Annotated in this window: 25 protein-coding genes; 6 read left to right on the top strand and 19 right to left on the bottom strand. The window is 67.7% G+C overall.

Going from position 1 to position 23,482, the window contains the following annotated elements; all coding sequences use genetic code 11:
- Positions 1-30: 30 nt before the first annotated feature.
- From pheT to infC, 7 genes are all read right to left on the bottom strand, one after another.
- The gene (gene pheT, locus ASG43_RS21445) at positions 31-2,457 is read right to left on the bottom strand and encodes a phenylalanine--tRNA ligase subunit beta (RefSeq protein WP_056509412.1); all 2,427 of its coding nucleotides are present in this window, start codon (positions 2,455-2,457) and stop codon (positions 31-33) included.
- Between the two features lie 118 nt (positions 2,458-2,575).
- On the bottom strand, positions 2,576-3,646 hold the full coding sequence (locus ASG43_RS21440; RefSeq protein WP_056509409.1) for a glycosyltransferase family 2 protein: 1,071 nt from the start codon (positions 3,644-3,646) through the stop codon (positions 2,576-2,578).
- A gap of 28 nt (positions 3,647-3,674) precedes the next feature.
- Positions 3,675-4,757 carry a phenylalanine--tRNA ligase subunit alpha gene (gene pheS / locus ASG43_RS21435; RefSeq protein ID WP_056509650.1) on the bottom strand — a complete coding sequence of 361 codons (1,083 nt, stop codon included), beginning with the start codon at positions 4,755-4,757 and terminating at the stop codon, positions 3,675-3,677.
- A gap of 262 nt (positions 4,758-5,019) precedes the next feature.
- Positions 5,020-6,078, bottom strand: a complete 1,059-nt coding sequence (locus ASG43_RS21430; protein ID WP_056509407.1) for an aromatic ring-hydroxylating dioxygenase subunit alpha — start codon at positions 6,076-6,078, stop codon at positions 5,020-5,022.
- A gap of 239 nt (positions 6,079-6,317) precedes the next feature.
- Positions 6,318-6,737 carry a 50S ribosomal protein L20 gene (gene rplT, locus ASG43_RS21425; RefSeq protein ID WP_056509404.1) on the bottom strand — a complete coding sequence of 140 codons (420 nt, stop codon included), beginning with the start codon at positions 6,735-6,737 and terminating at the stop codon, positions 6,318-6,320.
- Between the two features lie 35 nt (positions 6,738-6,772).
- Positions 6,773-6,973 (bottom strand): 50S ribosomal protein L35, encoded by a 201-nt coding sequence (gene rpmI / locus ASG43_RS21420; protein WP_056509402.1) that lies wholly within the window; start codon positions 6,971-6,973, stop codon positions 6,773-6,775.
- 324 nt (positions 6,974-7,297) lie between these two features.
- Positions 7,298-7,837 (bottom strand): translation initiation factor IF-3, encoded by a 540-nt coding sequence (infC, locus tag ASG43_RS21415; RefSeq protein WP_082491112.1) that lies wholly within the window; start codon positions 7,835-7,837, stop codon positions 7,298-7,300.
- 189 nt (positions 7,838-8,026) lie between these two features.
- Here infC and ASG43_RS21410 point away from each other — a divergent pair, with 189 nt between their 5' ends.
- Positions 8,027-8,869 (top strand): alpha/beta hydrolase, encoded by an 843-nt coding sequence (locus ASG43_RS21410; protein ID WP_082491128.1) that lies wholly within the window; start codon positions 8,027-8,029, stop codon positions 8,867-8,869.
- 300 nt (positions 8,870-9,169) lie between these two features.
- Complete coding sequence (locus ASG43_RS21405) at positions 9,170-9,784, top strand: transglutaminase-like cysteine peptidase (protein WP_082491111.1); 615 nt, start codon at positions 9,170-9,172, stop codon at positions 9,782-9,784.
- A gap of 313 nt (positions 9,785-10,097) precedes the next feature.
- On the opposite strand, the gene ASG43_RS23015 is transcribed toward ASG43_RS21405, so the two are convergent.
- The 5 genes from ASG43_RS23015 to murA form a co-directional block, all read right to left on the bottom strand.
- Positions 10,098-10,316 (bottom strand): hypothetical protein, encoded by a 219-nt coding sequence (locus ASG43_RS23015; RefSeq protein WP_156386832.1) that lies wholly within the window; start codon positions 10,314-10,316, stop codon positions 10,098-10,100.
- Between the two features lie 37 nt (positions 10,317-10,353).
- Positions 10,354-10,545 (bottom strand): DNA gyrase inhibitor YacG, encoded by a 192-nt coding sequence (gene yacG, locus ASG43_RS21395; RefSeq protein ID WP_082491110.1) that lies wholly within the window; start codon positions 10,543-10,545, stop codon positions 10,354-10,356.
- A 166-nt stretch (positions 10,546-10,711) separates the two neighbouring features.
- A complete protein-coding gene (locus tag ASG43_RS21390) occupies positions 10,712-11,353 on the bottom strand; it encodes a Maf-like protein (RefSeq protein WP_056509390.1) in 642 nt (213 codons plus the stop codon).
- Positions 11,354-11,378: 25 nt separating this feature from the next.
- The gene (gene infA, locus ASG43_RS21385; protein ID WP_056509387.1) at positions 11,379-11,597 is read right to left on the bottom strand and encodes a translation initiation factor IF-1; all 219 of its coding nucleotides are present in this window, start codon (positions 11,595-11,597) and stop codon (positions 11,379-11,381) included.
- Positions 11,598-11,801: 204 nt separating this feature from the next.
- Positions 11,802-13,091, bottom strand: a complete 1,290-nt coding sequence (murA, locus tag ASG43_RS21380; protein WP_056509383.1) for a UDP-N-acetylglucosamine 1-carboxyvinyltransferase — start codon at positions 13,089-13,091, stop codon at positions 11,802-11,804.
- A gap of 299 nt (positions 13,092-13,390) precedes the next feature.
- On the opposite strand from murA, the gene ASG43_RS22390 reads away from it, so the two are divergent.
- Positions 13,391-13,924, top strand: coding sequence for a DUF3291 domain-containing protein (locus ASG43_RS22390; protein WP_082491109.1), 534 nt, complete (start codon positions 13,391-13,393; stop codon positions 13,922-13,924).
- 129 nt (positions 13,925-14,053) lie between these two features.
- Here ASG43_RS22390 and ASG43_RS23350 read toward each other — a convergent pair whose 3' ends face one another.
- The 5 genes from ASG43_RS23350 to betB form a co-directional block, all read right to left on the bottom strand.
- A complete protein-coding gene (locus tag ASG43_RS23350; RefSeq protein WP_200939545.1) occupies positions 14,054-14,209 on the bottom strand; it encodes a hypothetical protein in 156 nt (51 codons plus the stop codon).
- Positions 14,210-14,290: 81 nt separating this feature from the next.
- On the bottom strand, positions 14,291-14,839 hold the full coding sequence (locus tag ASG43_RS21375; RefSeq protein ID WP_056509380.1) for a fasciclin domain-containing protein: 549 nt from the start codon (positions 14,837-14,839) through the stop codon (positions 14,291-14,293).
- 163 nt (positions 14,840-15,002) lie between these two features.
- On the bottom strand, positions 15,003-15,719 hold the full coding sequence (locus ASG43_RS21370) for an anti-sigma factor (RefSeq protein WP_056509378.1): 717 nt from the start codon (positions 15,717-15,719) through the stop codon (positions 15,003-15,005).
- A complete protein-coding gene (locus tag ASG43_RS21365) occupies positions 15,716-16,291 on the bottom strand; it encodes a sigma-70 family RNA polymerase sigma factor (protein WP_244488195.1) in 576 nt (191 codons plus the stop codon). The genes ASG43_RS21370 and ASG43_RS21365 overlap by 4 nt, the downstream gene beginning before the upstream one ends.
- Before the next feature lie 91 nt (positions 16,292-16,382).
- The gene (gene betB / locus ASG43_RS21360; protein WP_056509373.1) at positions 16,383-17,837 is read right to left on the bottom strand and encodes a betaine-aldehyde dehydrogenase; all 1,455 of its coding nucleotides are present in this window, start codon (positions 17,835-17,837) and stop codon (positions 16,383-16,385) included.
- 173 nt (positions 17,838-18,010) lie between these two features.
- Here betB and ASG43_RS21355 point away from each other — a divergent pair, with 173 nt between their 5' ends.
- Positions 18,011-18,376, top strand: a complete 366-nt coding sequence (locus ASG43_RS21355; RefSeq protein ID WP_056509370.1) for a DUF427 domain-containing protein — start codon at positions 18,011-18,013, stop codon at positions 18,374-18,376.
- Between the two features lie 111 nt (positions 18,377-18,487).
- Positions 18,488-19,045 carry a DUF1236 domain-containing protein gene (locus tag ASG43_RS21350; RefSeq protein WP_244488205.1) on the top strand — a complete coding sequence of 186 codons (558 nt, stop codon included), beginning with the start codon at positions 18,488-18,490 and terminating at the stop codon, positions 19,043-19,045.
- Positions 19,046-19,108: 63 nt separating this feature from the next.
- Here ASG43_RS21350 and ASG43_RS21345 read toward each other — a convergent pair whose 3' ends face one another.
- Together ASG43_RS21345 and msrA are read right to left on the bottom strand one after the other, a co-directional pair.
- The gene (locus ASG43_RS21345; protein WP_056509365.1) at positions 19,109-19,381 is read right to left on the bottom strand and encodes a SelT/SelW/SelH family protein; all 273 of its coding nucleotides are present in this window, start codon (positions 19,379-19,381) and stop codon (positions 19,109-19,111) included.
- Between the two features lie 138 nt (positions 19,382-19,519).
- A complete protein-coding gene (gene msrA, locus ASG43_RS21340) occupies positions 19,520-20,188 on the bottom strand; it encodes a peptide-methionine (S)-S-oxide reductase MsrA (protein WP_244488204.1) in 669 nt (222 codons plus the stop codon).
- Between the two features lie 334 nt (positions 20,189-20,522).
- Here msrA and ASG43_RS21335 point away from each other — a divergent pair, with 334 nt between their 5' ends.
- On the top strand, positions 20,523-23,390 hold the full coding sequence (locus ASG43_RS21335; protein ID WP_056509359.1) for an ABC transporter transmembrane domain-containing protein: 2,868 nt from the start codon (positions 20,523-20,525) through the stop codon (positions 23,388-23,390).
- The last annotated feature ends 92 nt before the right edge of the window (positions 23,391-23,482 follow it).

Here is a 23,482-nt window from a genome sequence, read left to right as displayed (position 1 = left end):
CGGCGACCCGACCCGCCAAACGCCTGCGCCTCAGCCCCGGAGCGTGCCGCCCGTCGCCTTGGCGACCGCCGCCACGATCTTGGCGCTGACCGCTTCGAGATCCTCCTCCGTCAGCGTCCGCTCGGCCGGGCGCAGCGTCACCTCGATGGCGACCGACTTGGCGCCCTCGCCGATCGAGGCACCCGTGAAGATGTCGAAGGCCTTGACCTCGCCGACAAGCTTGCGGTCCGCGCCCTCGGCCGCCCTCAGGATCTTCTGCGCCTCGACGCCGGCGTCCACGACGAAGGCGAAGTCGCGCCGCACGGGTTGGTAGGGCGAGAGGATCAGCCGCGGCTTGGCGCGCGTCGGCTTCCTCTTCGCCTCCGGAATCTCGCCGAGGAACACCTCGAAGCCCGCGAAGGACCCGGTGGCGTCCATCGTCTTCAAGGCGCCCGGGTGAAACTCGCCGAACTCGGCCAGCACCGTCTTCGGTCCGAGCTTGATGCGCCCCGAGCGGCCGGGATGATACCAAGGGCTAGCGCCGGCCTCGACCTGGAGATTGGCGACGGGCGCGCCCGCCGCCTCCAGGGCCGCGATGGCGTCGGCCTTGGCATCGAAGACGCCGACGGGCTCGGCCGCGCCGCTCCAGAAGCGACCGCTGCCCGCAAGGCCCGCCGTCCCGCGGCGGATGCCGCCGGCGACGCGCTTCTGCCCTTCCGGCTGGTCCGTCAGATAGATGTGCGCGACCTCGAAGAGCGCGATGTCGGGAAAGCCCTTGGCGGCGTTCCGGTTGGCCGCCGCGATCAGGCCCGGCAGCAGCGAGGGGCGCATGTCGGAGAGATCGGCCGCGATCGGGTTGGCGAGGCGCAGCGCGTCCGAGCCGCCTCCGAAGGCCTTGGCCTGGGATCCCGAGACGAAGGAATAGGTGACCGCCTCGACCATGCCGCGCGCCGCCAGCGCCCGGCGCGCGGCGCGCTCGCGCACCTGCGCCGTCGTCAGGATCTTCGCGCCGACGCCGGACAGGGCCGGCAACGCAAGCGGCACGATCTCGTCGACGCCGGACAGGCGCATGATCTCCTCCACGAGATCGGCCTTGCCCTCGATGTCCGGCCGCCAGGACGGCGCCACGACCTCGGCTTCGGTCTCGCCCGCCGACACGCGGAAGCCGAGCCGCTCCAGGAACTCGATCTGGCGCTCGCGCGAGACGTCGAGGCCGGTCAGCCGCAGCGTCTCGGCGAAGGGAAGGCGGATCGTCGGCGCGGGTCTTTCCGTCATCCCGACGACGCGCGCCTCGCTGGGCGTGCCGCCGCAGAGATCGAGGACGAGGCGGGTTGCGAGATCGAGGCCGGGAACGGCGAATTCGGGATCGACGCCGCGCTCGAACCGGTAGCGCGCATCGGTGATGATGCCGAGCGAACGGCCCGTCCGCGCGATGTTCAGGGGCTCCCAGAGCGCGGATTCGATGAGGACGTCGGTCGTTGCCTCGTCGCAGCCCGACGCCTCGCCGCCCATGATGCCGGCGAGCGATTCCACGCCCTTGTCGTCCGCGATGACGCACATGCTGGCATTGAGCGTGTAGGTGCGCCCGTCCAGCGCCTCGATCGTCTCGCCGTCCCTCGCCGCGCGCACCACGAGATCGCCCGCGACCTTGGCCGCGTCGAAGACGTGGAGCGGGCGGCCGCGATCGAAGGTCAGGTAGTTCGTGATGTCGACAAGGGCGTTGATCGGGCGGAGGCCGATGGCCCGCAGCCGCGCCTGCATCCACGCCGGCGATGGACCGTTCCTGACGCCGCGCACGAGCCGCAGCGCGAAGCCGCGGCAGAGCGAGGGCCCCCCCGCGAAGTCCAGCCGGACGTCGACGGGGCACGCGCCCTCCCCGGCGATCGGCTCCGGAGTCGCGTTCTTCAGCGTTCCGAGACCCGAAGCCGCGAGGTCGCGCGCGACCCCGCGCACGGAGGTCGCATCCGGCCGGTTCGGCGTCAGGCCGATTTCGATGACGGGATCGGCGAGGCCGATATAGTCGGCATAGGACGTGCCGACCGGGGCGTCGGCGGGCAGGTCGATGATGCCGTTGTGCTCATCGGAGAGTTCGAGCTCCCGCTCCGAGCACATCATGCCGAAGCTCTCGACGCCGCGGATCTTGCCGATGCCGAGCGTCGTGTCGATGCCGGGCACGTAGGTGCCGGGCAGGCCGAGAACGCCGACGAGGCCGGCCCGCGCGTTCGGCGCGCCGCAGACGATCTGCAGCGGCTTGCCCTCGTTGACGCCGGGACCGGCATCGACCGACAGGACCTGCAGCTTGTCGGCATCGGGATGGCGCGTCGCGGAGAGGACGCGCGCGATGGTGAAGGGACGCATCGCCGCCTTGTCGTCGATGCCCTCGACCTCGAGCCCGAGGGAGGTCAGCCGCTCGGCGATCTCGGGGAGCGAGGCCGTCGTGTCGAGATGGTCCTTCAGCCAGGACAGCGTGAACTTCATGGGGGCGAGGGCCTTCCATCTCCAGGCGGCGAACGCTCGGGCACGGAGGGGAGCCGTCCCGGCAGGGCGAAGCCCTGCCTCTATCGCCCGGAGCGGGCAAAGAAAAGACGCGGGACGCTCAGAGCCCGCCGGCTCGTCCGGAAAAATCGGCTCTCACATCGCGCAGGAAGCCGCGATCGACGAGATCGGCCGAGCCCGCGAACCGCAGCGAACCCTCGTAGGCGAGTGAGAGGTCGCCGTTGAAGCGCTCGGACCGGGTGATCTCCTTGTAGAACATGGAGCCGCCGAAATGCCCGCCGGCCTCGGCGAAGGCGCGGAACTCCGAAAGCGATCCGGCCGAAAACTTGAAGTGCAGGAGGACGGCATCCGCCGGCGCGAAGTTTCGGCCGAGCGGAAGGGGTCCGTGGATGCTGGCGCCCGAAAACTGCGTCTGCGCATCGGCGAAGAGAACGGGAAACTTCTGCAGCCGGTTCGGATGATCGAAGAGGCGGCTGCGCGGGCCGCCCCGGATGGAGGTGGAGAACTTGTCGGCAAAGACAGTGTAACCGTTGCCGTCGATCAGCGGGGAGACGTCGAGGGGACTGCCGTGCCGACCGGCGTCGAAATCGGCATCCGCGAGGCGTCCTTCGGGATAGAGATCGAGCATCGGCGCCAGCGCCCGGCGCAGGCCCGCCCGTTCGAGGTCCCCGACGAAGGCGCCGATCGGCCGCGTCTCGAAGCCGGGATAGACGAGATATTCGTCGGCATCCACGAAGACGTACCAGCGATCGCGGCCATAGACGTCGATCAGGCGGTCACGCCAGATCTGACCGCCGCCCGCCGAACGATAGCGATGCGACGAGGTGAAGAGATCGACGTCGGGCTGTGCCGCCAAGAAGGTGTCGGTGCCGTCGTCGGAGCGGTCGTCGACCATGGCGAAGCGCGCGATGCCGAGCGCACGATGATGGTCGAGAAAGGCCGCAACGGACGCCATGGCGTTGCGAAGGACGCAGACGAGCACGATCTCGCGGGGCCCGAGCGGTCGCACGTCGCCCGCCGTCGGCGTCAGCGTCATGCCCGGCACGTCCCGTGCGCGGCGCCGGTAGCGCAGGCTGCGCAGCGCCGTGGCCCAGCTCTGCACGACGCCCATCCGGCCGAAGTCGCGCCAGTCGGCGGGATCGCGGACCGGGTAGGTCGGACCGCGCGTCACCGCGCCACGATGCGCCGTTCGGCGCCCATCAACTGGACAGGCCGCCGAACAGGGTCGGCATGTCGAGCGGGCGGAAACCGTAATGCTCGATCCAGCGGACATCCGCGTCGAAGAGATCGCGAAGGTCCGGCATGCCGTATTTCAGCATGGCGATGCGATCGATGCCCATGCCCCAGGCAAAGCCCTGATAGATGTCGGGATCGAGCCCGACGCCTCTGAGGACGTTCGGATGAACCATGCCGCAGCCCAGGATCTCCAGCCAGTCCGAGCCCTCGCCGAATCGAATCTCCTGGCCCGACCGGTCGCACTGGATGTCGACCTCCATCGAGGGCTCGGTGAAGGGGAAGAAGCTCGGCCGGAAGCGCATGTTCAGGGAGGGCACTTCGAAGAAGGTCTTGCAGAATTCGGTCAGCACCCACTTCATGTTGGCGATGTTGGCGGTCGTATCGACGACGAGGCCCTCGACCTGGTGGAACATCGGCGTGTGCGTCGCGTCGAAATCCTGGCGGTAGGTCTTGCCGGGAATGACGATGCGGATCGGCGGCTTCTGCGCTTCCATCGTGCGGATCTGCACCGGGGACGTGTGCGTGCGCAGGAGCTTGGAGACGCCGGTCTCGTCCGGCTGGAGGAAGAACGTGTCGTGCATCTCGCGGGCGGGATGGCCCTCGGGGAAGTTCAGCGCCGTGAAGTTGTAATGGTCGGTCTCGATCTCCGGCCCTTCGGCGATCGAGAAGCCCATGTCCGCGAAGATCGCGGTGATCTCGTCGATCACCTGACTGATTGGATGGAGCCGTCCGCGCGACATCGGCGAAGCGCGCACGGGCAGCGTGACGTCCACCGTCTCCGAGGCGAGGCGAGCGGCGATGGCGGCCTGTCCCAGCGTTTCCCGCCGCGCCGCGATGGCCTCCGCCACGCGGTCGCGCAACCCGTTCAGCTTCGGCCCCGTCTCGCGGCGCTCCTCGGGATCCATCCGGCCGAGACCCTTGAGGCGTTCGGAGACCTCGCCCTTCTTGCCGAGCGCGCCGACACGCACCGCCTCCAACGCCGCCTCGTCGGACGCGGCCTCGACGGCGGCGATGAGTTTGGCTTCGAGGGTTTCGAGATCGGTCACGTCGGTGTCCTCGATACGGTTCGGCGAGTTCGGGTCGTCTGCGGCGCTTTCTAGCGTGGAGATCCGGCAATGGGAAGCAAGGCGCTCCTCGAGCCGGTCTCGCCGATCATCGCGGCCAAGATCGGCAAGCCGTTCGGCCATGACACCGAATTTTGGACGCGGATGCAGGCCGTTTTCGACGCCGGAGAGGTCGACCGCAGGCTCGATCCCTCGGGCTCTTCCCATTCTCGACATCGCGTAGCGCCCGGCGCCCGCCCGGTCATCAGGAGCGCCAGCGCCGAGTTTGGGGCTTCAGCGGGTTGACGAAGGGGCGACCGGCGCGCTGCGCCTCCTGGAACTCGGACTTCACGCGGGCCCACCAGCGGGCCTGCGTGTCGGCGTCGTTGATCATCATCAGGCGCGGGCCGTGCACGAGGCCCTCGCGCTGCTGCACGACGACGCGGCGATCCTGGTCGAGGAAGGTGCGCATGAGGCGGCGCACGATCGGCCGCGCCCATGTCAGCCAGCCGAGCGAGGTCCAGAAGATCTGGTAGACCTCGGTGTGCTCCTCGTCGACGGGCGTCATCGCGGTGAGGCCGACGACGTTCGCCCTCGAGCCGGTCACCCGTTCGATGCGGTAGCCCGGCAGGCGATAGGCGATCTCGGTCGTCACGCCGGTGCCGAACAGCTTGTAGACGAGATTCTGCGGCGGGATCTCGTGGCGGACCATGCGCCAGCCGAACGCGTCGGGCTCGAAGCTCTTCTCCTTGGGCCGGAGCCGGGTGGGATCCTTCTTGAACCACCAGGACGTATGGACATAGGCGGCATGGGTCGGATCCATCAGGCCGAAGGCGGCGTGATCGATCGAACAGTCGAAGGGCAGCATTACGAGCGCGGCCGGCGCCTCGTCGGCGGGCACGTCGGGCAGGACGTCGACCTCGGCCATCGGACCTTCGGACGGCGGCTCACCGCTCAGCGAGACGTAGATCCAGATGAGGCCGTGCTTCTCGACCGTCGGATAGGCGCCGCAGCGGATCCTGGAGAGATCGACCTCCTGGCCCTCGCGAAGGCTCGGGATCTCGGCGCAGGTGCCGGACGTGTCGAAGCGCCAGCCGTGATAGCCGCAACGCACCGACGTGCCCTCGACCTTGCCGTAATGAAGGGGAATGCCGCGATGGGGGCAGATGTCGCGGAGGGCGAAGGCTCGGCCATCGTCCCCGCGCGCGATCAGCACGGGCTCGCCGAGGAGGGTCTTGGCCACCATCTTGCCGCGCTTCACCTCGGCGGCGGGAACGGCGACATACCAGCAGCCGCGCAGGAGGTCCGCTTTGAGGCCTTGCATGGTGCCCTTCCTCTCGTTTGGCGACGGGCCGCTCTTCCTCGCGGGGGAGATCGGCAGTCCCGGCGCAAGCGGCAAGCCGGACCGCCCCTTTCGCGACGAGATGTCCCGGCCGGGCAGTGGCGGCGCCAGGGCGCGCACGCTCCCGGAGAAGCCCGAACGAAAAGCCCGCGCGGCGTCTCGGCCGGCGGGCTTTGCAATTCAGGGGCGGCGGACCTGCGCCGCCACGGCCTTCGCCCGGATCAAGCGGCGGCGCGCTCGGCGCCGACGGCCCGCTCGTACGAGTTCGGGTTCTGATCCTTCAGGTAGTCGAGGGCCGTGCGCGCGGAGTCGCAGAGCGCCTTGAAGGCTTCCGGCTCGTGGATCGCGATGTCGGAGAGGACCTTGCGGTCGACTTCGATGCCGGTCTTCGTCAGGCCGTCGATGAAGCGCGCATAGGTCAGGCCGTGCTCGCGGACGGCAGCGTTGATGCGCTGGATCCAGAGGGCGCGGAAGTTGCGCTTCTTCACGCGACGGTCGCGGGTCGCGTACTGCTTGGAACGGTCCACCGCCGCCTTCGCGGTGCGGATCGTGTTCTTCCGGCGGCCGCGGAAACCCTTAGCCTGCTCGAGAACCTTCTTGTGCTTGGCGTGCGAGGTCACGCCTCTTTTGACACGGGCCATGATCTTGCTCCTTGATCTTTAAAACGCCGAACCGCTCAGCGGTTGTACGGCATGTAAACCTTGACGATCCTCGCATCGGGCTCGGACAGGATCATCGTCCCCCGGGCGTTGCGCAGAAAGTCGTTGGAGCGCTTGATCATGCCGTGGCGCTTGCCGGCCGCACCGGCCTTGACGTGGCCGTTGGCGGTGAAGCGGAAGCGTTTCTTGGCGGCTGCCTTGGTCTTCATCTTGGGCATTTTGCTCTCCTTGGGGAGGTCGCTTCCGGCAGCGCTCCCGAAAGAGCGGCCCGTTCATCGCGCAAGGCGACGGATTGCGACCAGCATTATGAACCGACACGGCATGCCCTGCCGGCCGGCTCGTTGAAACGAGAGGGGCTATAGCGGAAAGCGGGGGCCGGTGGCAAGAGCCGCCATGCCGGCGATCGAACGCGCCGCGGCCGTCCCACACCGCAGCGGCGCCGCGCTCCCGCCCGGGGCCGCGACGCCGATTTTCCTGTCCCGATCCGCGCCATCGCAAGCGTCGGCTCGGCCGCGCGGAGAGCGGAGAACGGCAGCCGCGGTTCAGCCGCGGGGGGCGAGAACCATCATCATCTGACGACCCTCGAGCTTGGGCTCGGCCTCGACCTTGGCGATCTCGGTCGTCTCCTCGCGGACGCGGTTCAGAAGCACCATGCCGAGATCCTGGTGCGCCATTTCGCGTCCCCGGAAGCGCAGCGTGACCTTGACCTTGTCGCCGTCCTCGAAGAAGCGGCGGACCGCCTTCATCTTGGTCTCGTAGTCGTGATCGTCGATGTTGGGACGCATCTTGATCTCTTTGACCTCGATGGTCTTCTGGCGACGACGCGCCTCGGCGGCCTTCTTCTGACCCTCGTATTTCAGCTTGCCGAGGTCGAGAATCTTGCAGACCGGCGGATTGGCCGTCGGAACGATCTCGACGAGGTCGAGGCCCGCCTCTTCGGCGAGCGCGAGCGCCTCGGCCGTCGGGGTCGGGCCGCGATTCTGCCCTTCCGCGTCGATCAGCTGGATGAACGGGACACGGATATCCTTATTGGAACGCGGCCCTTCCTTCTGGACCGGCGGCGCACGAAATGGTCTGCGAATGGTCGTTGTCTCCTCAACGTTGACGACAGTGGCTCAAATATCAGGCCGCGGCGGTTCCCTTTCGGGCGCTCGGCTCAGGAAGGCGTCCCGTCACGCCGGCTCCCTTGCCCGGGAGCCGAACGCATCGAAACCGCAATCTCGAAACGCGGTGATTGTCAATATAGCACAGCAGGATCGGATTTTCACGCCATGACGACAAGAATCGACCCGGCCGCCGCCGCCGCGCCCCCACCGACGGGAAATTCTGACGCCGCGGCCCGCCGACCCGCCCTCCCGATCGAGATCGGCGACGGCGGCGAGCGTCGCACGATCGCCCACCTCCTCGACCATCGCGGCGAGACGGCCGTCCTCTGGCTCGGCGGTTACGGCTCGGACATGCGGGGATCCAAGGCCGAATGCCTCGACGCGCTGGCCGCGGCGAGCGACCTCACCTTCTGTCGCTTCGACTATTCCGGCCATGGCGAATCGTCCGGCGCCTTCGCGGAGGGAACCATCACGCGATGGACCGACGAGGCCGAGGCGATCGCCGATCGCGTGCCCGGCTCGCGCCTGATCCTCGCGGGATCCTCCATGGGTGCCTGGATCGCGCTTCGCCTCGTCCAGCGCCTGCGCAGCAGCGGTCGCGGACGGCGGCTGGGCGGGCTTCTCCTTCTTGCCCCGGCGCCGGACTTCACGCAGCGCCTCGTCGAACCCGGCCTCACCGCGGATCAGCGCCGCGACCTCGATGAGACGGGATACTGCACCGAGCCCTCGCCCTATGGTCCCGAACCCACGATCTACACGCGCGCCCTCATCGAGGACGGACGGCGCAATCTCGTGATGGACGACCTCATCGAAACCGGCTGCCCCGTCCACATCATCCAGGGCATGATGGACGAGGACGTGCCGTATCGCCATGCGCTCGACCTGGTGGCCGCCCTTCCCGCCGACGGCGTCGTGCTGACCCTGGTGCGGGACGGAGACCATCGCCTGTCCCGCCCGGACGACCTGAAGCGCATGGAAACCGCCCTGCGGGGCCTCGTCGCCTCCTGACGGCTCGCATCGAGAAGGTTCCATCCCGCGAGACGCGACATCGAAATGTCGCCGTCTTGTGATCATTTTGTCACGCGAGGCGGATGGCTTGCTCAAGCCACTCTTTTCGCTGGAATTTTTTCCGGCATGCGGCAGACTTTCCGCCATCGACGAGGCTCCTGTGGCCTTCTCACAAGCCAGGAGCTTACGTCAAGCCTGCAACCGTGAAGCAGCGACGCCCTGGAGCCGTTGACAGTTTTTCGCATTGCAACCAACATCGACCCCACGAGAAGATCAGAGCCAAGTGGGCGGGGGTCGGACATGCGAATTTACCACGCAGCTTGTGCTGGTATTCTGTGCGCATTGAGTATCGTATGGTCATCGGCAGTGGCAAATGCACGCGATGACTTCATGGTTGTTGGTCCAGCAACGACGTCGCCGATCGGACATCATCTTTTCTGTGGCGAGCGCCCCTCGGATTGCCGGATCGATCCGGCCCAGATGGGCGGCCCGCTCCCCTTGGACGAGGCGCTTCTGCGCCGGGTCTCCGCCATCAACGTCGCGGTGAACGCGTCGATCGCCGCCAAGTCCGACCGGGATCTCTACGGCGTCGAGGAACGTTGGACCTATCCCGACGCAGCCAAGGGCGATTGCGAGGATTATGCGCTCCTGAAGCGGCGCGATCTCCTGGCCATCGGCATCAAAGGGGCGAACCTCCTGATGACCGTGGTCCGCAAGCGCAATGGCGAAGGGCACGCGGTCCTCACGTTGCGCACGACGAAGGGCGACTACGTTCTCGACAATCTCAGCCTTGCCGTCCGACGCTGGCGGGAGACGCCCTACACCTTCGTGAAGCGACAGAGCTCCGACAATCCGCGGCGCTGGGTGTCGATCGAGGATGGCGCCGATCTCGTCGTCGGCTCCGTCAGGAAGTGATGCCGTCGAGCCGTCGCCACGACAGGTTTCGACCCTGCGGTCGGGCCGCCGCATTCGCTTGCGATGGCAGAGGCAAGAGGAACGTCACCGGGAAACAAAAGTAGTATGATTGTATTGTAGGCGGATTAAATCCGGATTCGCGCGAGTCGAGACCATAGACGGCGTCCGTCGACAGAACCGACTGAACAGTCGCCGCCTTCGCAAAACGAAAAGATATTTTAACCTTCGATATAGAAACCAACGTGAAAATACGGCATCCTCCTGAAATCGCGGCGCGAACAGGGCGATCCCACCGGTGAAGCACCTTTCGATCTCAGACGATCGCCTGCTGGCCCTCGAAGTCGAAATGGCTTTGAAGGCGCTGGGCATCGCCTGCACCGGAGACGTTCGCGCGCAGACGGACCTTCGCTCCGCCGTCGAGGATCTTCGCAGCCCCCAGCCCGCGATCCTGCCGCTGCATCGCGGCTCCGGCAAGGCTCCCGCCCTTCAACCGGACGACGAGATCTTCGGACTGAAGTAACGTCGCTGCCATCGGAAGCGGTCTGTCCGTCCGCCGTTCTCAGCGCCGATCACGCTTGCGGATCGTCTTCGCTTCCCGCCTCGTCCGGGGCGCCGGGGATGACGTAGGATCCCGTCAGCCAGCGGTGGAGGTCGACCGACTTGCATCGCGGCGAGCAGAAGGGAAAGGTCGCGCGGTCGGAGGGTCGTCCGCATTCCGGACATCGGCGCTTGGGGCGAAGAGGCGTCACGCTTCCCGGCATCAGAGCGGTCTCCTCGAACGGGGCCAGAGCCCCTTTCGTCGGTCCGGACGCGCTGTGCGCGCTCCGTCATGATCATCAGACGCATCGAGCCCCGCCAAGATCCCTTCGATCTTCGGGCCGATGCCGTTCGCCGGACGCGGGTACCACCGCGATCCGAAAGGGTTTTTCAGCTCTCCGACGTGCGCGGCGCGGCGTCGCGCCACGGACGATGGATGTCGTAGCCCTCGCCGCCGATGAGCGCGACCGCCTCGTAGAGGGGCAGGCCGACGACATTGGTGTAGGACCCGACGAGCCGGACGACGAAGCTTCCGGCCAGACCCTGGATGGCATAGCCGCCCGCCTTGCCCCGCCATTCGCCGGAGGCGACGTAGCTGTCGATGTCCTCGCGCGAGAGGCGCTTGAAGCGGACGCGGGTTTCCACGAGGCGCTGTCGGAGCCGGCCCTCGGGCGAGATCAGGCAAAGCCCCGTATGGACGCGGTGCGTGCGGCCGGAGAGAATGCGCAGGTTCGCGACGGCGTCGTCGATCAGTTCGGCCTTCGGCAGGATCTGGCGTCCGACGGACACGACGGTGTCGGCGCCGAGCACCAGGCGGCCTTCCGACTCCCCGCGTTCGGCGAGAACGGTGGCGGCCGTTTCGGCCTTCAGCTTCGACAGGCGCTTGGCGAGCGAGCGGGGATGCTCGGAGCGCTCCGGCGTCTCGTCGACATCGGCCGGAAGCAGGCGCTCCGGCTCGATGCCGGCCTGCTGAAGGAGCTCCAGCCGCCGGGGCGACCCGGACGCGAGCACGAGATGGCGCGTCTTCGGCATGAGGCTCGGGGTCCCGGTCGAACGCCTACTTGAAGCGGTAGGTGATGCGACCCTTGGACAGGTCGTAGGGGGTCATCTCGACCAGCACCTTGTCGCCCGTCAGGACGCGGATGCGGTTCTTGCGCATGCGTCCGGCCGTGTGCGCGATGATCTCGTGGTCGTTCTCGAGCTTGATGCGGAAGGTCGCATTGGGCAGCAGTTCGGTCACGAGGCCCGGGAATTCGAGAACTTCTTCTTTCGCCATGCGTGTCGTCGGTCCTTCTGACGGCGCGCTCCAGCCTCGGATCGAGCGGGCACGGCGTCGACGCCGCGGGAAGTCGCGGCCCTCATGTCATCAAAGATTCGCCTCTCCATCCGACGTATCCGCCGAAAAAGCAAGGCACGCGTCGCTGCACGGCCAACGGTGCATCCCGACGCTCGCAGCATCGGGACAGGCCGCAGGTCCGCGTCAGCTCGAAATGCGCTCGACCTCGGCGCCGCAGGCGACGAGCTTCTCCTCCAGCCGCTCGAAGCCGCGATCGAGATGGTAGACGCGGTTCACGGTCGTCTCGCCTTCGGCGACGAGGCCGGCGATGACGAGCGAAACGGAGGCGCGAAGATCCGTCGCCATCACCTGGGCGCCTGCCAGCCGTGGCACGCCCTCGATGCGGGCCATCTGGCCGGAGAGATGGATCTTCGCACCGAGCCGCGCAAGCTCCTGCACGTGCATGAAGCGGTTCTCGAAGATCGTCTCGGTGATGTGGGAGACGCCGGAGGCGCGGGTCATCAGCGCCATGAACTGCGCCTGGAGATCGGTCGGGAAGCCCGGAAAGGGGTCGGTCACGACATCGACGGGATGAATGCCGCCGCCGTTGCGCACGATCCGCACGCCGTTCGGCACGGACGTGACCTCGGCGCCGGCCTCGCGCAGCACGTTGAAGGCGGAGGACAGGAGATCGGCGCTCGTCTGCTCCAGCGTCACGTCGCCGCCGGTCATCGCCACCGCCATCGCATAGGTGCCGGTCTCGATCCGGTCGGGCAGGACGCGGTGGCGCGCGCCGGAAAGGGCCGTGACGCCCTCGATCGTGATCGTCGGCGTGCCCGCGCCGGTGATCTTCGCCCCCATCGCGTTGAGGCACGTCGCGAGGTCGACGACCTCCGGCTCGCGCGCGGCGTTCTCGATGACGGTCTCGCCCTTGGCGAGGGAAGCCGCCATCATCATGACATGGGTCGCGCCGACTGAGACCTTGGGGAAGACGTAGCGGTTGCCGACGAGGCCGCCCTTGGCCTCCGCGACGATGTAGCCGCCCTCGATGTCCATCGTCGCGCCGAGGGCTCGCAGACCGTCGATGAAGAGATCGACCGGGCGCGTGCCGATCGCGCAGCCGCCGGGCAGCGAGACCTTCGCCTTGTGCATGCGGGCGAGCAGCGGGCCGATCACCCAGAAACTCGCGCGCATCTTCGAGACGAGCTCGTAAGGGGCGGTCGTGTCGATGATGGTGCGGGCGGTGAAGTGGATCGTGCGCCCGCTCGCCGGCGTCGAGGACAGGCGCTTGCCGGACACGGTGTAGTCGACGCCGTGATTGCCGAGAATGCGGATCAGCTGCTCCACGTCCGCCAGATGGGGCACGTTCTCCAGCGTCAGCGTGTCGTCCGTCAGGAGCGAGGCGATCATCAGGGGAAGGGCGGCGTTCTTGGCGCCGGAGATCGGGATCGTCCCGTTCAGCGTGTTTCCGCCTCTGATGCGAATGCGATCCATGGGTCCTGCCTTGCGCCTGGGGCGCCGTCCGACGCGACGCGCATCGACATGGCACGTTTTGGCGGAAAGGCACCCGGTCATCCCGGTCGGATCCGCCGCGCCGCACGGGCGCCGTCAAGCACCCGGGCACGGCGGGATCCGTGATCGCCCGCTCTACACCAGAGAGGGCGGACATTCAAATCGGGGTGGAGAGTGTGTGGGGGGGGATGGGCGGGAGTGGGGGCTTCGAGCCCTAGCAGCCGCAGCACGGCTTCAATATCCTGAACACGGTCGCACCACCGGCAAAGAACGCGGAAAGCATGCATCACCTTGCCATCTACAATTTCAACAACTTCCGCGTTCCCTCGGACGACCCGATCAACAAAGGATTCCACGACAGGAACGATTTGAATTTTCGCGCGGCCGAGATCAGCGAAGGGTTCGTCGCCCGATCAGGTCACGGGGAGGAAGAAGGCCCGAGCAGTTGGGGGCCTCAGGTGTTTCCGCGCTTCTATATCGAGAACGGAGACGGTTGGGCTCCATCATCACTTTCCTTGTGGCGTGATCTGTCTTCGCTATTCGCGTTCACCTACGCTGGCATTCACATCGAAGCGATGCAGAATGCTCGGCAATGGTTCGATCGGCACACATGGCCACCTTACGTCCTCTGGTGGGTTCGTGAAGGCCACGTTCCGAGTTGGCGGGAAGGTGTAGAGCGGCTGGAGCACCTCGACGACCACGGCCCCACCTCCGTCGCGTTCAACTTCAAAGCGTCGTTCGATCCTCAGGGAAACCCGACGTCCATCGATCGAGCCGCGATAAAGCGCCAGAGTCGGACAACGCTTTCGCGCTGACGAGGCTCGCGGCTCAGCAACAATAAGCAGCTACATCAGCTGACTGGCTGAAAGTCGCCTGCAGCGGACCTTCTCACCCGCCACAGCGAGCGGCAACCCGAACCATCGCTCGCAAGCAATCCCACCCCATCACGGCCGGATCAGCGTCGTGATGCCGAAGACCACGAGGGCGGCCATGGCGAGCTTCCAGGCGTCGCCGCGCTTGCGCAGGCCCGGCAGGTTGAGCGGCCAGATGACCTGGATCAGCATCAGCAGGATGAAGAGGGTGGAGAAGAGCTTGGTCATCGGCGCCCCGTTCTAGCCGAGGTCGGGCCGCCGCGCCATCGCGGGACGCGTCCGGACCAGGCGAGGTCCGGACGCGGGCTGTCACTTCGGCAGGAGCACGCTGCCGATCACATGGACGACGCCGTTGGACTGGTTGACGTCGGCCGTCTGGACGACGGCGCCGCCGCCCTTCTGGTCGATGACGACGAGCTTGCCCTTCGACATCTTCAGCGTGATCGGCTTGCCCGCGACGGTGGTGAGCGTCAGGCCACCCTTCTTGCGGGCGCCGGCCATCAGCTTCTCGGCCGAATAGGTGCCGGGCACGACGTGGTAGGTCAGGATCTCCGTCAGCATCGCCTTGTTCTCGGGCTTGACCAGCGTATCCACCGTGCCGGCGGGCAGCTTCTCGAAGGCCCGGTTGGTCGGCGCGAAGACCGTGAAGGGGCCGGGACTGCCGAGCGTCTCAACGAGGCCGGCGGCCTTCACCGCGGCGACGAGCGTGGTGAGGTTCGGCGCCTCCGGGGCGTTCTCGGCAATCGTCTTGGTCGCGTACATCGGCGCGCCGCCGACCATGACCTGTGCGCCGACGGGCGCGGCGAAGAGAAGCGAGCCGGCGACGAGGACGGCAAGGTTCGTGACTTTGAGCGACATCGATCGTTCTCCCGAAAACCTGTCCCTGAGGGGAAAGGTGCGGCAGCTACGAGGGCCGGAAGACCGCCGGATGCGGCCGAACGAGCTCGCCTCCATCACGTTGTCGTGAGGGTCGGACAGCCGGCGAGGCGTCGTTTTCGCCGCTGCCGAAGCCTTGGCGCCGTCAGATCCGGTGAAGCTCGCCCTTGGCGACGACCGGCCCCGTCGGCTGGCCTGTCGGCGAGCCGCCGAGCGGCTCCAGCGAAATCGCGAGAACGCCGCCCTCCGCCAGAAGCTCCGGCGCGATCTCGATGCGCAGGGTTCCGGGGCGCAGGACGCCGAGCGAGCGGGGCGCGTCGCCGGGCGCGATCACCCAGAGCTCGTGCGAATGGCCGGGCGCGGCGGCTGTGGTGACGGGGATCAGCGTCGCGCCAGTCGCGCCGGGATAGACGACGGCGGTGTAGAGCGGCATGGCGCCCGCCCCCTCGCCGACGATCGAGGCGGTCAGCGGCTGCGGCACCGGCTGCGGGATCGACAGAACCACCAGCCCGGCGAGGCTCGCCGCCAGCAGCCCCGACGCGCCGAGCGCGAAGGAACGCCAGAAGGCGGGAACGACATTGGCCCGGCCATGGTCCGGCTTCGGCGGCGACGTCCGCGTCATCCGGGCGAGATCGCGCTCGATGCCGCTCCAGACATGCGGCGGCGGCTCCGCCGGCGCAATGCCGGAGAGAAGAGGCTCCAGGCGCTCGTTCCAGCGACCGACCGAGGTGGCGAACGCGGCATCCGTGCGCAGCCGCCGTTCGGCCTCGCGCCGCTCGGCTCCGGAGAGTAGGCCGAGCGCGGCTTCGGCCGCCCGGAGGTCGGCTTCCTCGCGCGGGGAACCGTCATCGATGCCGCTCATGTCTCGAGGCATCCTCTGAGACGGATCAGGGCCCGGCGGATGGTGCTCTTCACCGTGCCGAGCGGCTGGCGCCCGATCGCGGCGAGTTCCTCGTAGGTCTGGCCGCCGTAGAAGGCGGAGATGATCGCGTCGCGGGCCTTCGGCTCCAGCGTGCCGAGACAGTCCTTCAGGCGGCGTGCGTCGTCGCCGCTCTCGAGAGCATCCAGCGCGTCGGGTCCGAGATCGGCGACCTCGAAGGCCTCCTCCATCGGGCGATCGGCGACGCGCGGCGCGACGGCGCGACGGCGGTCGATCGAGCGGTTGCGGGCAATGGTGGCGAGCCAGGTGATGGGGCTGGCGCGTGCGGGATCGAAGCTGTGCGCCTTGTTCCAAACCGTAAGGTAGACATCCTGCAACACGTCTTCGGCCTCTTCCCTGCTCCCCAAGATACGCAGGCACACGCCGAATAGTTTCGCTCCCGTGCGCTCGTAGATCTCGCGCAGCGCGTCGCGGTCGCCGCCGGCTACCGCCTGGAGCGCCGTCACGAGTTCCCGGCGACGCCTCGCCTCGGCCGTCGGATCGCCTCGTTCCAAGCTCGTCCCTGCCTCCATCCCACCGGCGGAGCCAAGCGGGGCCCACCGGGGGAGCCAAGCGGGGGAGCGAGCCGAATGTCAAGCGAACGAACTATCCGCGGCGCGCCATCTCGACATAGACGGACTTGCCCTGGCTGTAATGATCCAGCGCCGCCCGCCCGTTCTCGCGGCCGAAGCCGGAGCGCTTGGCACCCCCGAACGGCATCTCGACCGGCGTCAGGTTGTAGGCGTTGATCCAGACCATTCCGGCTTCGAGCGCGGCCGCCACGCGGTGTCCGCGCTCGATGTCGCGGGTGAAGACGCCGGCGGCCAGACCCATCTCCGAGGCGTTGGCGCGGGCCACCGCCTCGTCCTCGGCATCGAAGTCGAGGATGGACATGACCGGTCCGAAGATCTCCTCGCGGGCGATCGTCATCGTGTCGGTGACGTCGGTGAAGACGGTCGGCTCGACGAAGAGCCCCTGCGGAAAGGCCTCCACCCGCGCGGCGTTGCCGCCGATTTCGAGCGTCGCGCCCTCCGCTTTGCCGAGTTCGAGATAGGAGAGGACCCGGTCGTATTGCGGGCGCGAGACGAGCGGACCCATCTCGGTCGCCTCGTCCAGGGGGTCGCCGAGCGTCAGGGCGCGGGTTTTCTCCAGAAGCTTCTCGACGAAGGCTGCGCGCACGGAGCGCTCGACGAAGACGCGGGTGCCGTTCGAGCAGATCTGCCCGGCGGAGTAGAAGTTGCCGAGCATCGCCCCCGCCACGGCCGCATCGAGATCGGCATCAGCGAAGACGAGGATCGGCGACTTGCCGCCGAGTTCGAGCGTCACCGGCTTCGGACCGGCGCCGGCCGAGCGCATGACCTTGGTTCCCGTCGCGATCGAACCGGTGACGGAGACCTTGGCGACGCCGGGATGTTCGGCGAGCGCGGCGCCGACGTCGCCGCGGCCCTGCACCACGTTGAAGACGCCCGCGGGAAGGCCCGCCTCGACGAGGATCGAGGCGAGCTTCAGCGCCGACAAGGGCGTCACCTCGGAGGGTTTGAAGATCATGGCATTGCCGCAGGCCAGCGCGGGCGCGGCCTTCCAGCAGGCGATCTGGATCGGATAGTTCCAGGCGCCGATGCCGACGCACAGACCGAGCGGTTCCCGCCGCGTGTAGGCGAAGGGGCCGCCGAGATCGATGTAGTCGCCGCGGATGTCGCCGGCGAGGCGGCCGAAATAGTCGAGGCAGTCGGCGCCGGATGCCGCGTCGGCCACCAGCGTCTCCTGCAGCGGCTTGCCGGTGTCGAGCGTCTCCAGCTCCGAAAGCTCGCGATTGCGCTCGCGCAGGATCTCGGCCGCGCGCATCAGGACACGGCCTCGCTCCGCCCCGGTGCGGGCGGCCCAATCCTTCTGCGCGCGCCGCCCGGCGGCGACGGCGGCCTCGACGATGGCGGGCGTGGCGGCGTGAAGCGCGGCGATCGCCTCGCCGGTCGCGGGATAGAGACTCTCGAACCGGACGCCGGCGGCATCCTCGACCCAAGCGCCGTCGATGAAGTGGGAAGCTTGGGGCTGCGCGCGCATGGTGGGGTCCTCGTCCGCGTCTCGATCTCGTGCTCGAACCGAGGCCAAAGCACGGGGCCGGTCCCGGAAGCTGCCCGATTTGCGACGTCGGGGCGAAGGCTGCGTCGATGGGAACCCGGAACCGGCATCGACCTCCATCGATTACCCACACGAATCCACCGAGGAGACCATCCATGAGCGCAGCCGAATCGCAGGGCGGCACGCCCTACATCACCATCGAACGCGAGACGCGCCCGGTGAACGTCCTCTTCGGCGACGTCATCGTGGCGACGACGAACGAGGCGCTGGTGCTGAAGGAGGGCTCGCGTCCGCCCGTCGTCTACGTGCCGCGCGACCATGTGGCGACCGAGTTCTTCATCCCGACGGACCATCGCACGACCTGCCCGCACAAGGGCGAGGCACGCTACTGGACGATCTCGGCCGCGGGACGCGCCTCGGAGAACGCGGCCTGGGCCTACGACACGCCAAAGGCCGAGGCGGCTGCCATCGCCGGACATGTCGCCTTCTATCCGGACCGGCTGCGCATCGAGGTCGGCTGACGCGCGAGCGGCGACGCGGGACGCGGGCTCCGGACCCTGGGCGGGAACCCTTCGTCGGACCGACGGTTTGGTGAGCGAAGGGTTCGATCAGAGAATTTCGGAGTGAAGACCATGCGAAACGTCATCCTCGCCGCCGCCGCCGTCGCGCTTCTGTCCGGCCCGGCCGCCGCGCAAGGGGTCATCGTGGACGCGGGCGGACCGAACGGCGGACCGCTCGTCGCGGTCGAGACGCCGACGACTGTGCGCGAATACGTCATCGGCAATCCGCGCCCGGCCGTCGTTCTGGAGGGTCGCTTGGTGGAGGGCGCGATCGTGCCCGAGACCGTCGAACTCGTGCCCGTTCCGAGCGATCCCGACTACGTCTACTTTTACGATGCCGACAACCGCCCGGTCATCGTCCGCGCGTCGGACCGGTCGGTCGTCGCGGTGGAAACGACGACGGCGGCCCTCCCGTCGGGCGACCTGCCGGACGAACTCATCGGCTATGTTCGCGACAACCGGGCGGACGACCTCGTGCTGGAAGGCCGGATCGAGAACGGCTATGTCGTGCCGGTCGAAGCGCGGTTGACGCCGATCGCCGGCTACGACGGCTACTCCTACTTCTACAGCGAGGGGCGGCCCTACGTGGTCTCGAATGTCGACCGCCGCGTGGTCTACATCGCGCGCTGAGCGGCCCCTCCCCGCAGAGGCAGAGCATGGCCGACGCCGTCCCTCGGGGCGGCGTCCTGCTTTTCAGCGGTCGTTGTGGCCGAGGTCGCGGGCGGGATCGAGACGGTCGCGCACGCGCTGTTTCAGGACCTTGGCCTCGGGAAACCCGCCATCGGCCTTGCGCTCCCAGATCGGCTCGCCGTCGTAGGCGATCTCGAAGACGCCGCCGGTTCCCGGGATCAGCGCGACCTCGCCGAGATCGGGACCGAAGGTCGAAAGCAGTTCCTGCGCCATCCAGGCTGCGCGAAGGAGCCACTGGCACTGCGTGCAGTAGGTGATGGTGATTCTCGGACCCATACCGGGATTTTACGATCCTGCGAGGACGGGGCGCAACCGGAGTCCGAGCAGCGGCTGAGGCTCGTCCCTCAGTTCCGCTGCTCTCTCATCGATCGACGTCCTCGATCCGTCCCGCGGATCGTCCGCCGACCGGGCCTTTCAGCTCTTGGCGCTCGACACCAGAACCGGCGCCTCGCGATACAGCTGGGGGAAGGTCGTCTTCAGGTTCTCGATCTTCGGCAGGTCGTTGTAGACGATGTAGGGATAGGTCGGGTTCAGCGTCAGGAAGTCCTGGTGATAGGTCTCGGCCGGATAGAAGGCGGGTGCGGCATCCGTCGTGGTCACGATCCGGTCCCCGAAGGCGCCGGTCTTGTCGAGCTCGGCGATGTAGCCCTCGGCGACGGCCTTCTGCTCGGCATTGAGCGGAAAGACGGCCGAGCGGTATTGCGGGCCGTGATCGGGTCCCTGGCGGTTCAGCTGGGTCGGGTTGTGCGCGACGGAGAAGAAGACCTGCAGCAGCTGGCCATAGGTGACGACCGTGGGATCGTAGGTCACCTCCACCGTTTCGGCATGGCCGGTCGAGCCGCGCGACACCGCCTCGTAGGTCGCCTCCGCCTTGTCGCCACCGGCATAGCCCGAGACCGCGTTCGTCACGCCCTTCACATGCTGAAACACACCCTGCACGCCCCAGAAGCAACCGCCGGCGAAGCGGGCCGTCTTCAGTCCGGCCGCGGACGCGGCTTCGTCGAGGCTCGGCGGAGGAATGACGACCGCCACCTCCTCGGCCATGGCCGGCAGGCGCGACATCAGGAGACCACCGCCGCCCATCAGGAGAACGGCCAGAGCGAGCGGGGCGGCGATCCGGAAGCGGGAGACGGAGCGAAAGCGGGCGGCGGGGCGGGTCATCACGTCGATCCTCGAACGGGTGAAGGCGCCCGGCCGATCCGGCGCATCCTTCGAGGACGCGGCCTTCGCGCGGGCTGACAGGCTAGAGATGCGCGCGCCTCCCCTCCCCTGCAAATCACAGAAGCGGCAACGCCTCCGACGCCGCGTTCCCGCGACCGCCCGCGAGCGGCGCTCCCTGCATCGGCGGGCGATACCGCCGCGCTCGTTTCTGCTTTAAGCTCGCGCCGTCCGATTCCTTCCAGGCACCACCGCACGCATGGCCGTCACGCTCTACCGCTACGCCTGGAAGCACACGAGGCGCGAACAGATCTGGATGCTGTTCGTCGTGCTCCTCTCGATCGTGCCGCTCTTCGCCTCGCTGAACCTGCCCAAGCTCATCGTCAACGGGCCGATCCAGGGCGAGGGCTACGAATCCGGCAACGATGCCACGCAGACCTTCCTCGATCTGTCGATTCCCGTCCCGAGCTTCATCTCGCAGAGCGGCGAGATCACGCTGTTCGGCGGGTTCGACTTCGACCGATTCCACGCGCTCTTCGTGCTGTCCGGCCTGTTCCTGGCGCTCGTCATCATCAACGGCGCGTTCAAGTACTACATCAACACGTTCAAGGGCCGGCTCGGCGAGCGCATGCTCCGGCGCATGCGCTACGAGTTCGTGGACCTCGTGCTGCGCTTCCCGATCCAGCGCTTCCGCCAACTGCGCTCGCCCGAGATCGCCTCGATGATCAAGGACGAGCTGGAGCCGATCGGCGGCTTCATCGGCGATGCCTTCGTGACGCCGGTCTATCTGATGAGCCAGGTGCTCACCGCGATCGTCTTCATCTTCGTCCAGTCGATCACGCTCGGTCTCGTCGCGCTGGGCGTGATGGGCATCCAGGTCATCATCATCCCGCGCATGCGCCGACGCCTGCTGGTTCTCGGACGCCAGCGCCAGCTGACCGCGCGCCAGTTCGCCGGCCGCGTCGGCGAGATCGTCGAAGGCATCTCCAGCGTCCACACCAACGACACGTCCAACTGGGAGCGGGCCGGCGTCGCCGCCGAGCTCGGGCAGATCTTCCTGATCCGCTTCGACATCTACCAGTGGAAGTTCCTGGTGAAGTTCCTGAACAACTTCCTGTCGCAGGTCACGCCCTTCATCTTCTATCTCTTCGGCGGCTATTTTGCGATCACGGGACAGCTCGACATCGGCCAGCTCGTCGCCGTCATCGCCGCCTACAAGGAACTCCCCTCGCCGCTGAAGGATCTCATCGACTGGGACCAGATCCGGCTCGACGTGCAGGTGAAATACGATCAGGTCGTCGAACAGTTCGACATCGACGACGTCGCCGACGAGGCGCTCCAGGCCCCCACCCCGGAGCGCGTCGCGCCGCTCGTCGGGGCTTTCGCGGTCAGCAATCTCGGCCTTCTCGACGAAAGCGACGGGCGGCTCGTCGAGCAGGTCTCCCTCGACCTGCCCCTTCGGGAGCGGGTCGCCGCCATCGGGCCCGTCGGCAGCGGCGGCGAGCACGTGGCGGAGGTTCTGGCGCGCCTGCGCCTGCCCACGACCGGCCAGGTGATGCTCGCGGGCAAGGCCCTGCCCGAGCTTCCCGAGGCGGTGACGGGCCGGCGCATCGGCTATGTCGACGCCGCGACCTACTTCCCCCGGACATCGCTCCGGGAGTCGCTGGTCTATGGCCTGAAACGCCACCCCGTCGCGAAGGACGCGGAGACGTCGGGGAGCCGCAAGCGTCGGGCGAACCGGAAGAGCCAGAGCGAACTCGCCCGGCACGAGACGATCCGCTCCGGCAACACGCTGCTCGACCCGCTGGACGACTGGATCGACCTCGAGGCCATCGGCCTGTCGGACGTCTCCGAGCTCAGCGGCCGGATCGGGGATATCCTGCAGATCGTGCTCCTGGAACGCGACGTGCAGCTCTTCGGCCTGCGGGCCCGCGTGCCGGCGGATCTGCAGGAGGACACGGCCGAGACGATCCTCGCCGCCCGCCACACCTTCCGAGACCGGCTCGCGGGCGCGGGCATGGAGGCCTATGTCGAGGCCTTCGATCCCGACCGATACGTCCTCAACGCCACGATCATGGAGAACATCGTCTTCGGCGCGCCGCGCGATCCCCGCGTCGGGCTCGCGCAGTTCTACGGACACGAGCACTCCAAGACGACGCTGCGCGCGACGGGCCTGGCGGCGATCCTCTACGAAATGGGACGCGACATCGCGGCCACGATGGTCGATCTCTTCGGGGAACTGGAACCCGGCAATCCCCTGCTCCAGCGCCTGTCGATCATGACGCCGGAGGAGCTCGGGGATTATCGCCAGGTTCTCCTGCGCGCGGCCGGAAAGGGCTTCGACACGGTGGGGCAGGCCGACCGCGTCGCGCTCATCCGGCTCGCGCTCGGCTATGTCGAGCCGCGCCAGCGCCTCGGTCTCATCGACGAGGACTTCATGGCGAAGGTCATCGAGACCCGGCGGCTGTTCCGCGAGAAGATCCCCGAAGAGCTCGACGCCGTGATCGTGTTCCACGAGGCCGAGACCTTCAATCCGGCCGCCAGCATCCAGGACAACGTCCTGTTCGGGCGCATCGCCTACGATCTCGCCAATGCGACCGACGCGGTGGAAGGGCTGCTCGTGAAGAGCCTCGACGATCTCGGCCTGTCGCCGATCGTGCAGGAGGCGGGCCTCGCCTACGACATCGGCGCGGGCGCCAAACGCCTGTCGCTCGGCCAGCAGCAGAAGCTGTCCCTGGCGCGCAGCCTCCTGAAGGCGCCCGACTATCTCATCGTCAATCGCGGCCTTTCCGCGCTCGACGCCGACACGCAGCGCCGCATCGTGGAGAAGACGCTGGAGCGCGGCGCCGACGAGGCCCAGCCGTTCGGCACCTTCTGGGTTCTCTCCAACCCGCAGACCGCCGACCTCTTCGAGCGCATCGTGGAGTTCGACAACGGCCATGTCGTCGCCGACTTCAAGCCGGGCGACAAGCCCGTGCCCGACATCGAGGAAGCGGCGCCCGAGGAGGCCGAGGCGGAGACGCGGGCCGCCGGACAGCGAACGGCGGAGGCCGACGCGATCGCCCGCGAAACACCGGACGGCCCGAGCCTTGCCGCGGAGGCGCCGGCCGGTCAGCTCGCGGTCTGACCGCGATCGTGGCGCCAGGAGCGACGCGGCAACGCCTCCGCGGTCCCAGGCGCGCGAAGACCAGGGAAAGGTTCTCCCACGTCCACAACTTG

Source organism: Aureimonas sp. Leaf454, assembly GCF_001424685.1.
Taxonomy (GTDB): domain Bacteria; phylum Pseudomonadota; class Alphaproteobacteria; order Rhizobiales; family Rhizobiaceae; genus Plantimonas.
This window is presented reverse-complemented; position numbering and strand designations above follow the sequence as displayed.

Coding starts and splice junctions, on each gene's coding strand:
- ASG43_RS21375 (WP_056509380.1), bottom strand. CDS start 14,839: ATGTCGCTCAAAGTCACGAACCTTGCCGTCCTCGTCGCCGGCTCGCTT.
- ASG43_RS21390 (WP_056509390.1), bottom strand. CDS start 11,353: ATGCCGAAGACGCGCCATCTCGTGCTCGCGTCCGGGTCGCCCCGGCGG.
- ASG43_RS21370 (WP_056509378.1), bottom strand. CDS start 15,719: ATGAGCGGCATCGATGACGGTTCCCCGCGCGAGGAAGCCGACCTCCGG.
- yacG (WP_082491110.1), bottom strand. CDS start 10,545: ATGCCGGGAAGCGTGACGCCTCTTCGCCCCAAGCGCCGATGTCCGGAA.
- ASG43_RS23350 (WP_200939545.1), bottom strand. CDS start 14,209: ATGACCAAGCTCTTCTCCACCCTCTTCATCCTGCTGATGCTGATCCAG.
- rplT (WP_056509404.1), bottom strand. CDS start 6,737: ATGGCCCGTGTCAAAAGAGGCGTGACCTCGCACGCCAAGCACAAGAAG.
- ASG43_RS22390 (WP_082491109.1), top strand. CDS start 13,391: ATGCATCACCTTGCCATCTACAATTTCAACAACTTCCGCGTTCCCTCG.
- pheT (WP_056509412.1), bottom strand. CDS start 2,457: ATGAAGTTCACGCTGTCCTGGCTGAAGGACCATCTCGACACGACGGCC.
- ASG43_RS21355 (WP_056509370.1), top strand. CDS start 18,011: ATGAGCGCAGCCGAATCGCAGGGCGGCACGCCCTACATCACCATCGAA.
- rpmI (WP_056509402.1), bottom strand. CDS start 6,973: ATGCCCAAGATGAAGACCAAGGCAGCCGCCAAGAAACGCTTCCGCTTC.
- ASG43_RS21350 (WP_244488205.1), top strand. CDS start 18,488: ATGCGAAACGTCATCCTCGCCGCCGCCGCCGTCGCGCTTCTGTCCGGC.
- ASG43_RS21410 (WP_082491128.1), top strand. CDS start 8,027: ATGACGACAAGAATCGACCCGGCCGCCGCCGCCGCGCCCCCACCGACG.
- betB (WP_056509373.1), bottom strand. CDS start 17,837: ATGCGCGCGCAGCCCCAAGCTTCCCACTTCATCGACGGCGCTTGGGTC.
- msrA (WP_244488204.1), bottom strand. CDS start 20,188: ATGGGCGGCGGTGGTCTCCTGATGTCGCGCCTGCCGGCCATGGCCGAG.
- ASG43_RS21430 (WP_056509407.1), bottom strand. CDS start 6,078: ATGCAAGGCCTCAAAGCGGACCTCCTGCGCGGCTGCTGGTATGTCGCC.
- ASG43_RS21335 (WP_056509359.1), top strand. CDS start 20,523: ATGGCCGTCACGCTCTACCGCTACGCCTGGAAGCACACGAGGCGCGAA.
- infA (WP_056509387.1), bottom strand. CDS start 11,597: ATGGCGAAAGAAGAAGTTCTCGAATTCCCGGGCCTCGTGACCGAACTG.
- ASG43_RS23015 (WP_156386832.1), bottom strand. CDS start 10,316: ATGGCAGCGACGTTACTTCAGTCCGAAGATCTCGTCGTCCGGTTGAAG.
- ASG43_RS21345 (WP_056509365.1), bottom strand. CDS start 19,381: ATGGGTCCGAGAATCACCATCACCTACTGCACGCAGTGCCAGTGGCTC.
- murA (WP_056509383.1), bottom strand. CDS start 13,091: ATGGATCGCATTCGCATCAGAGGCGGAAACACGCTGAACGGGACGATC.
- ASG43_RS21405 (WP_082491111.1), top strand. CDS start 9,170: ATGCGAATTTACCACGCAGCTTGTGCTGGTATTCTGTGCGCATTGAGT.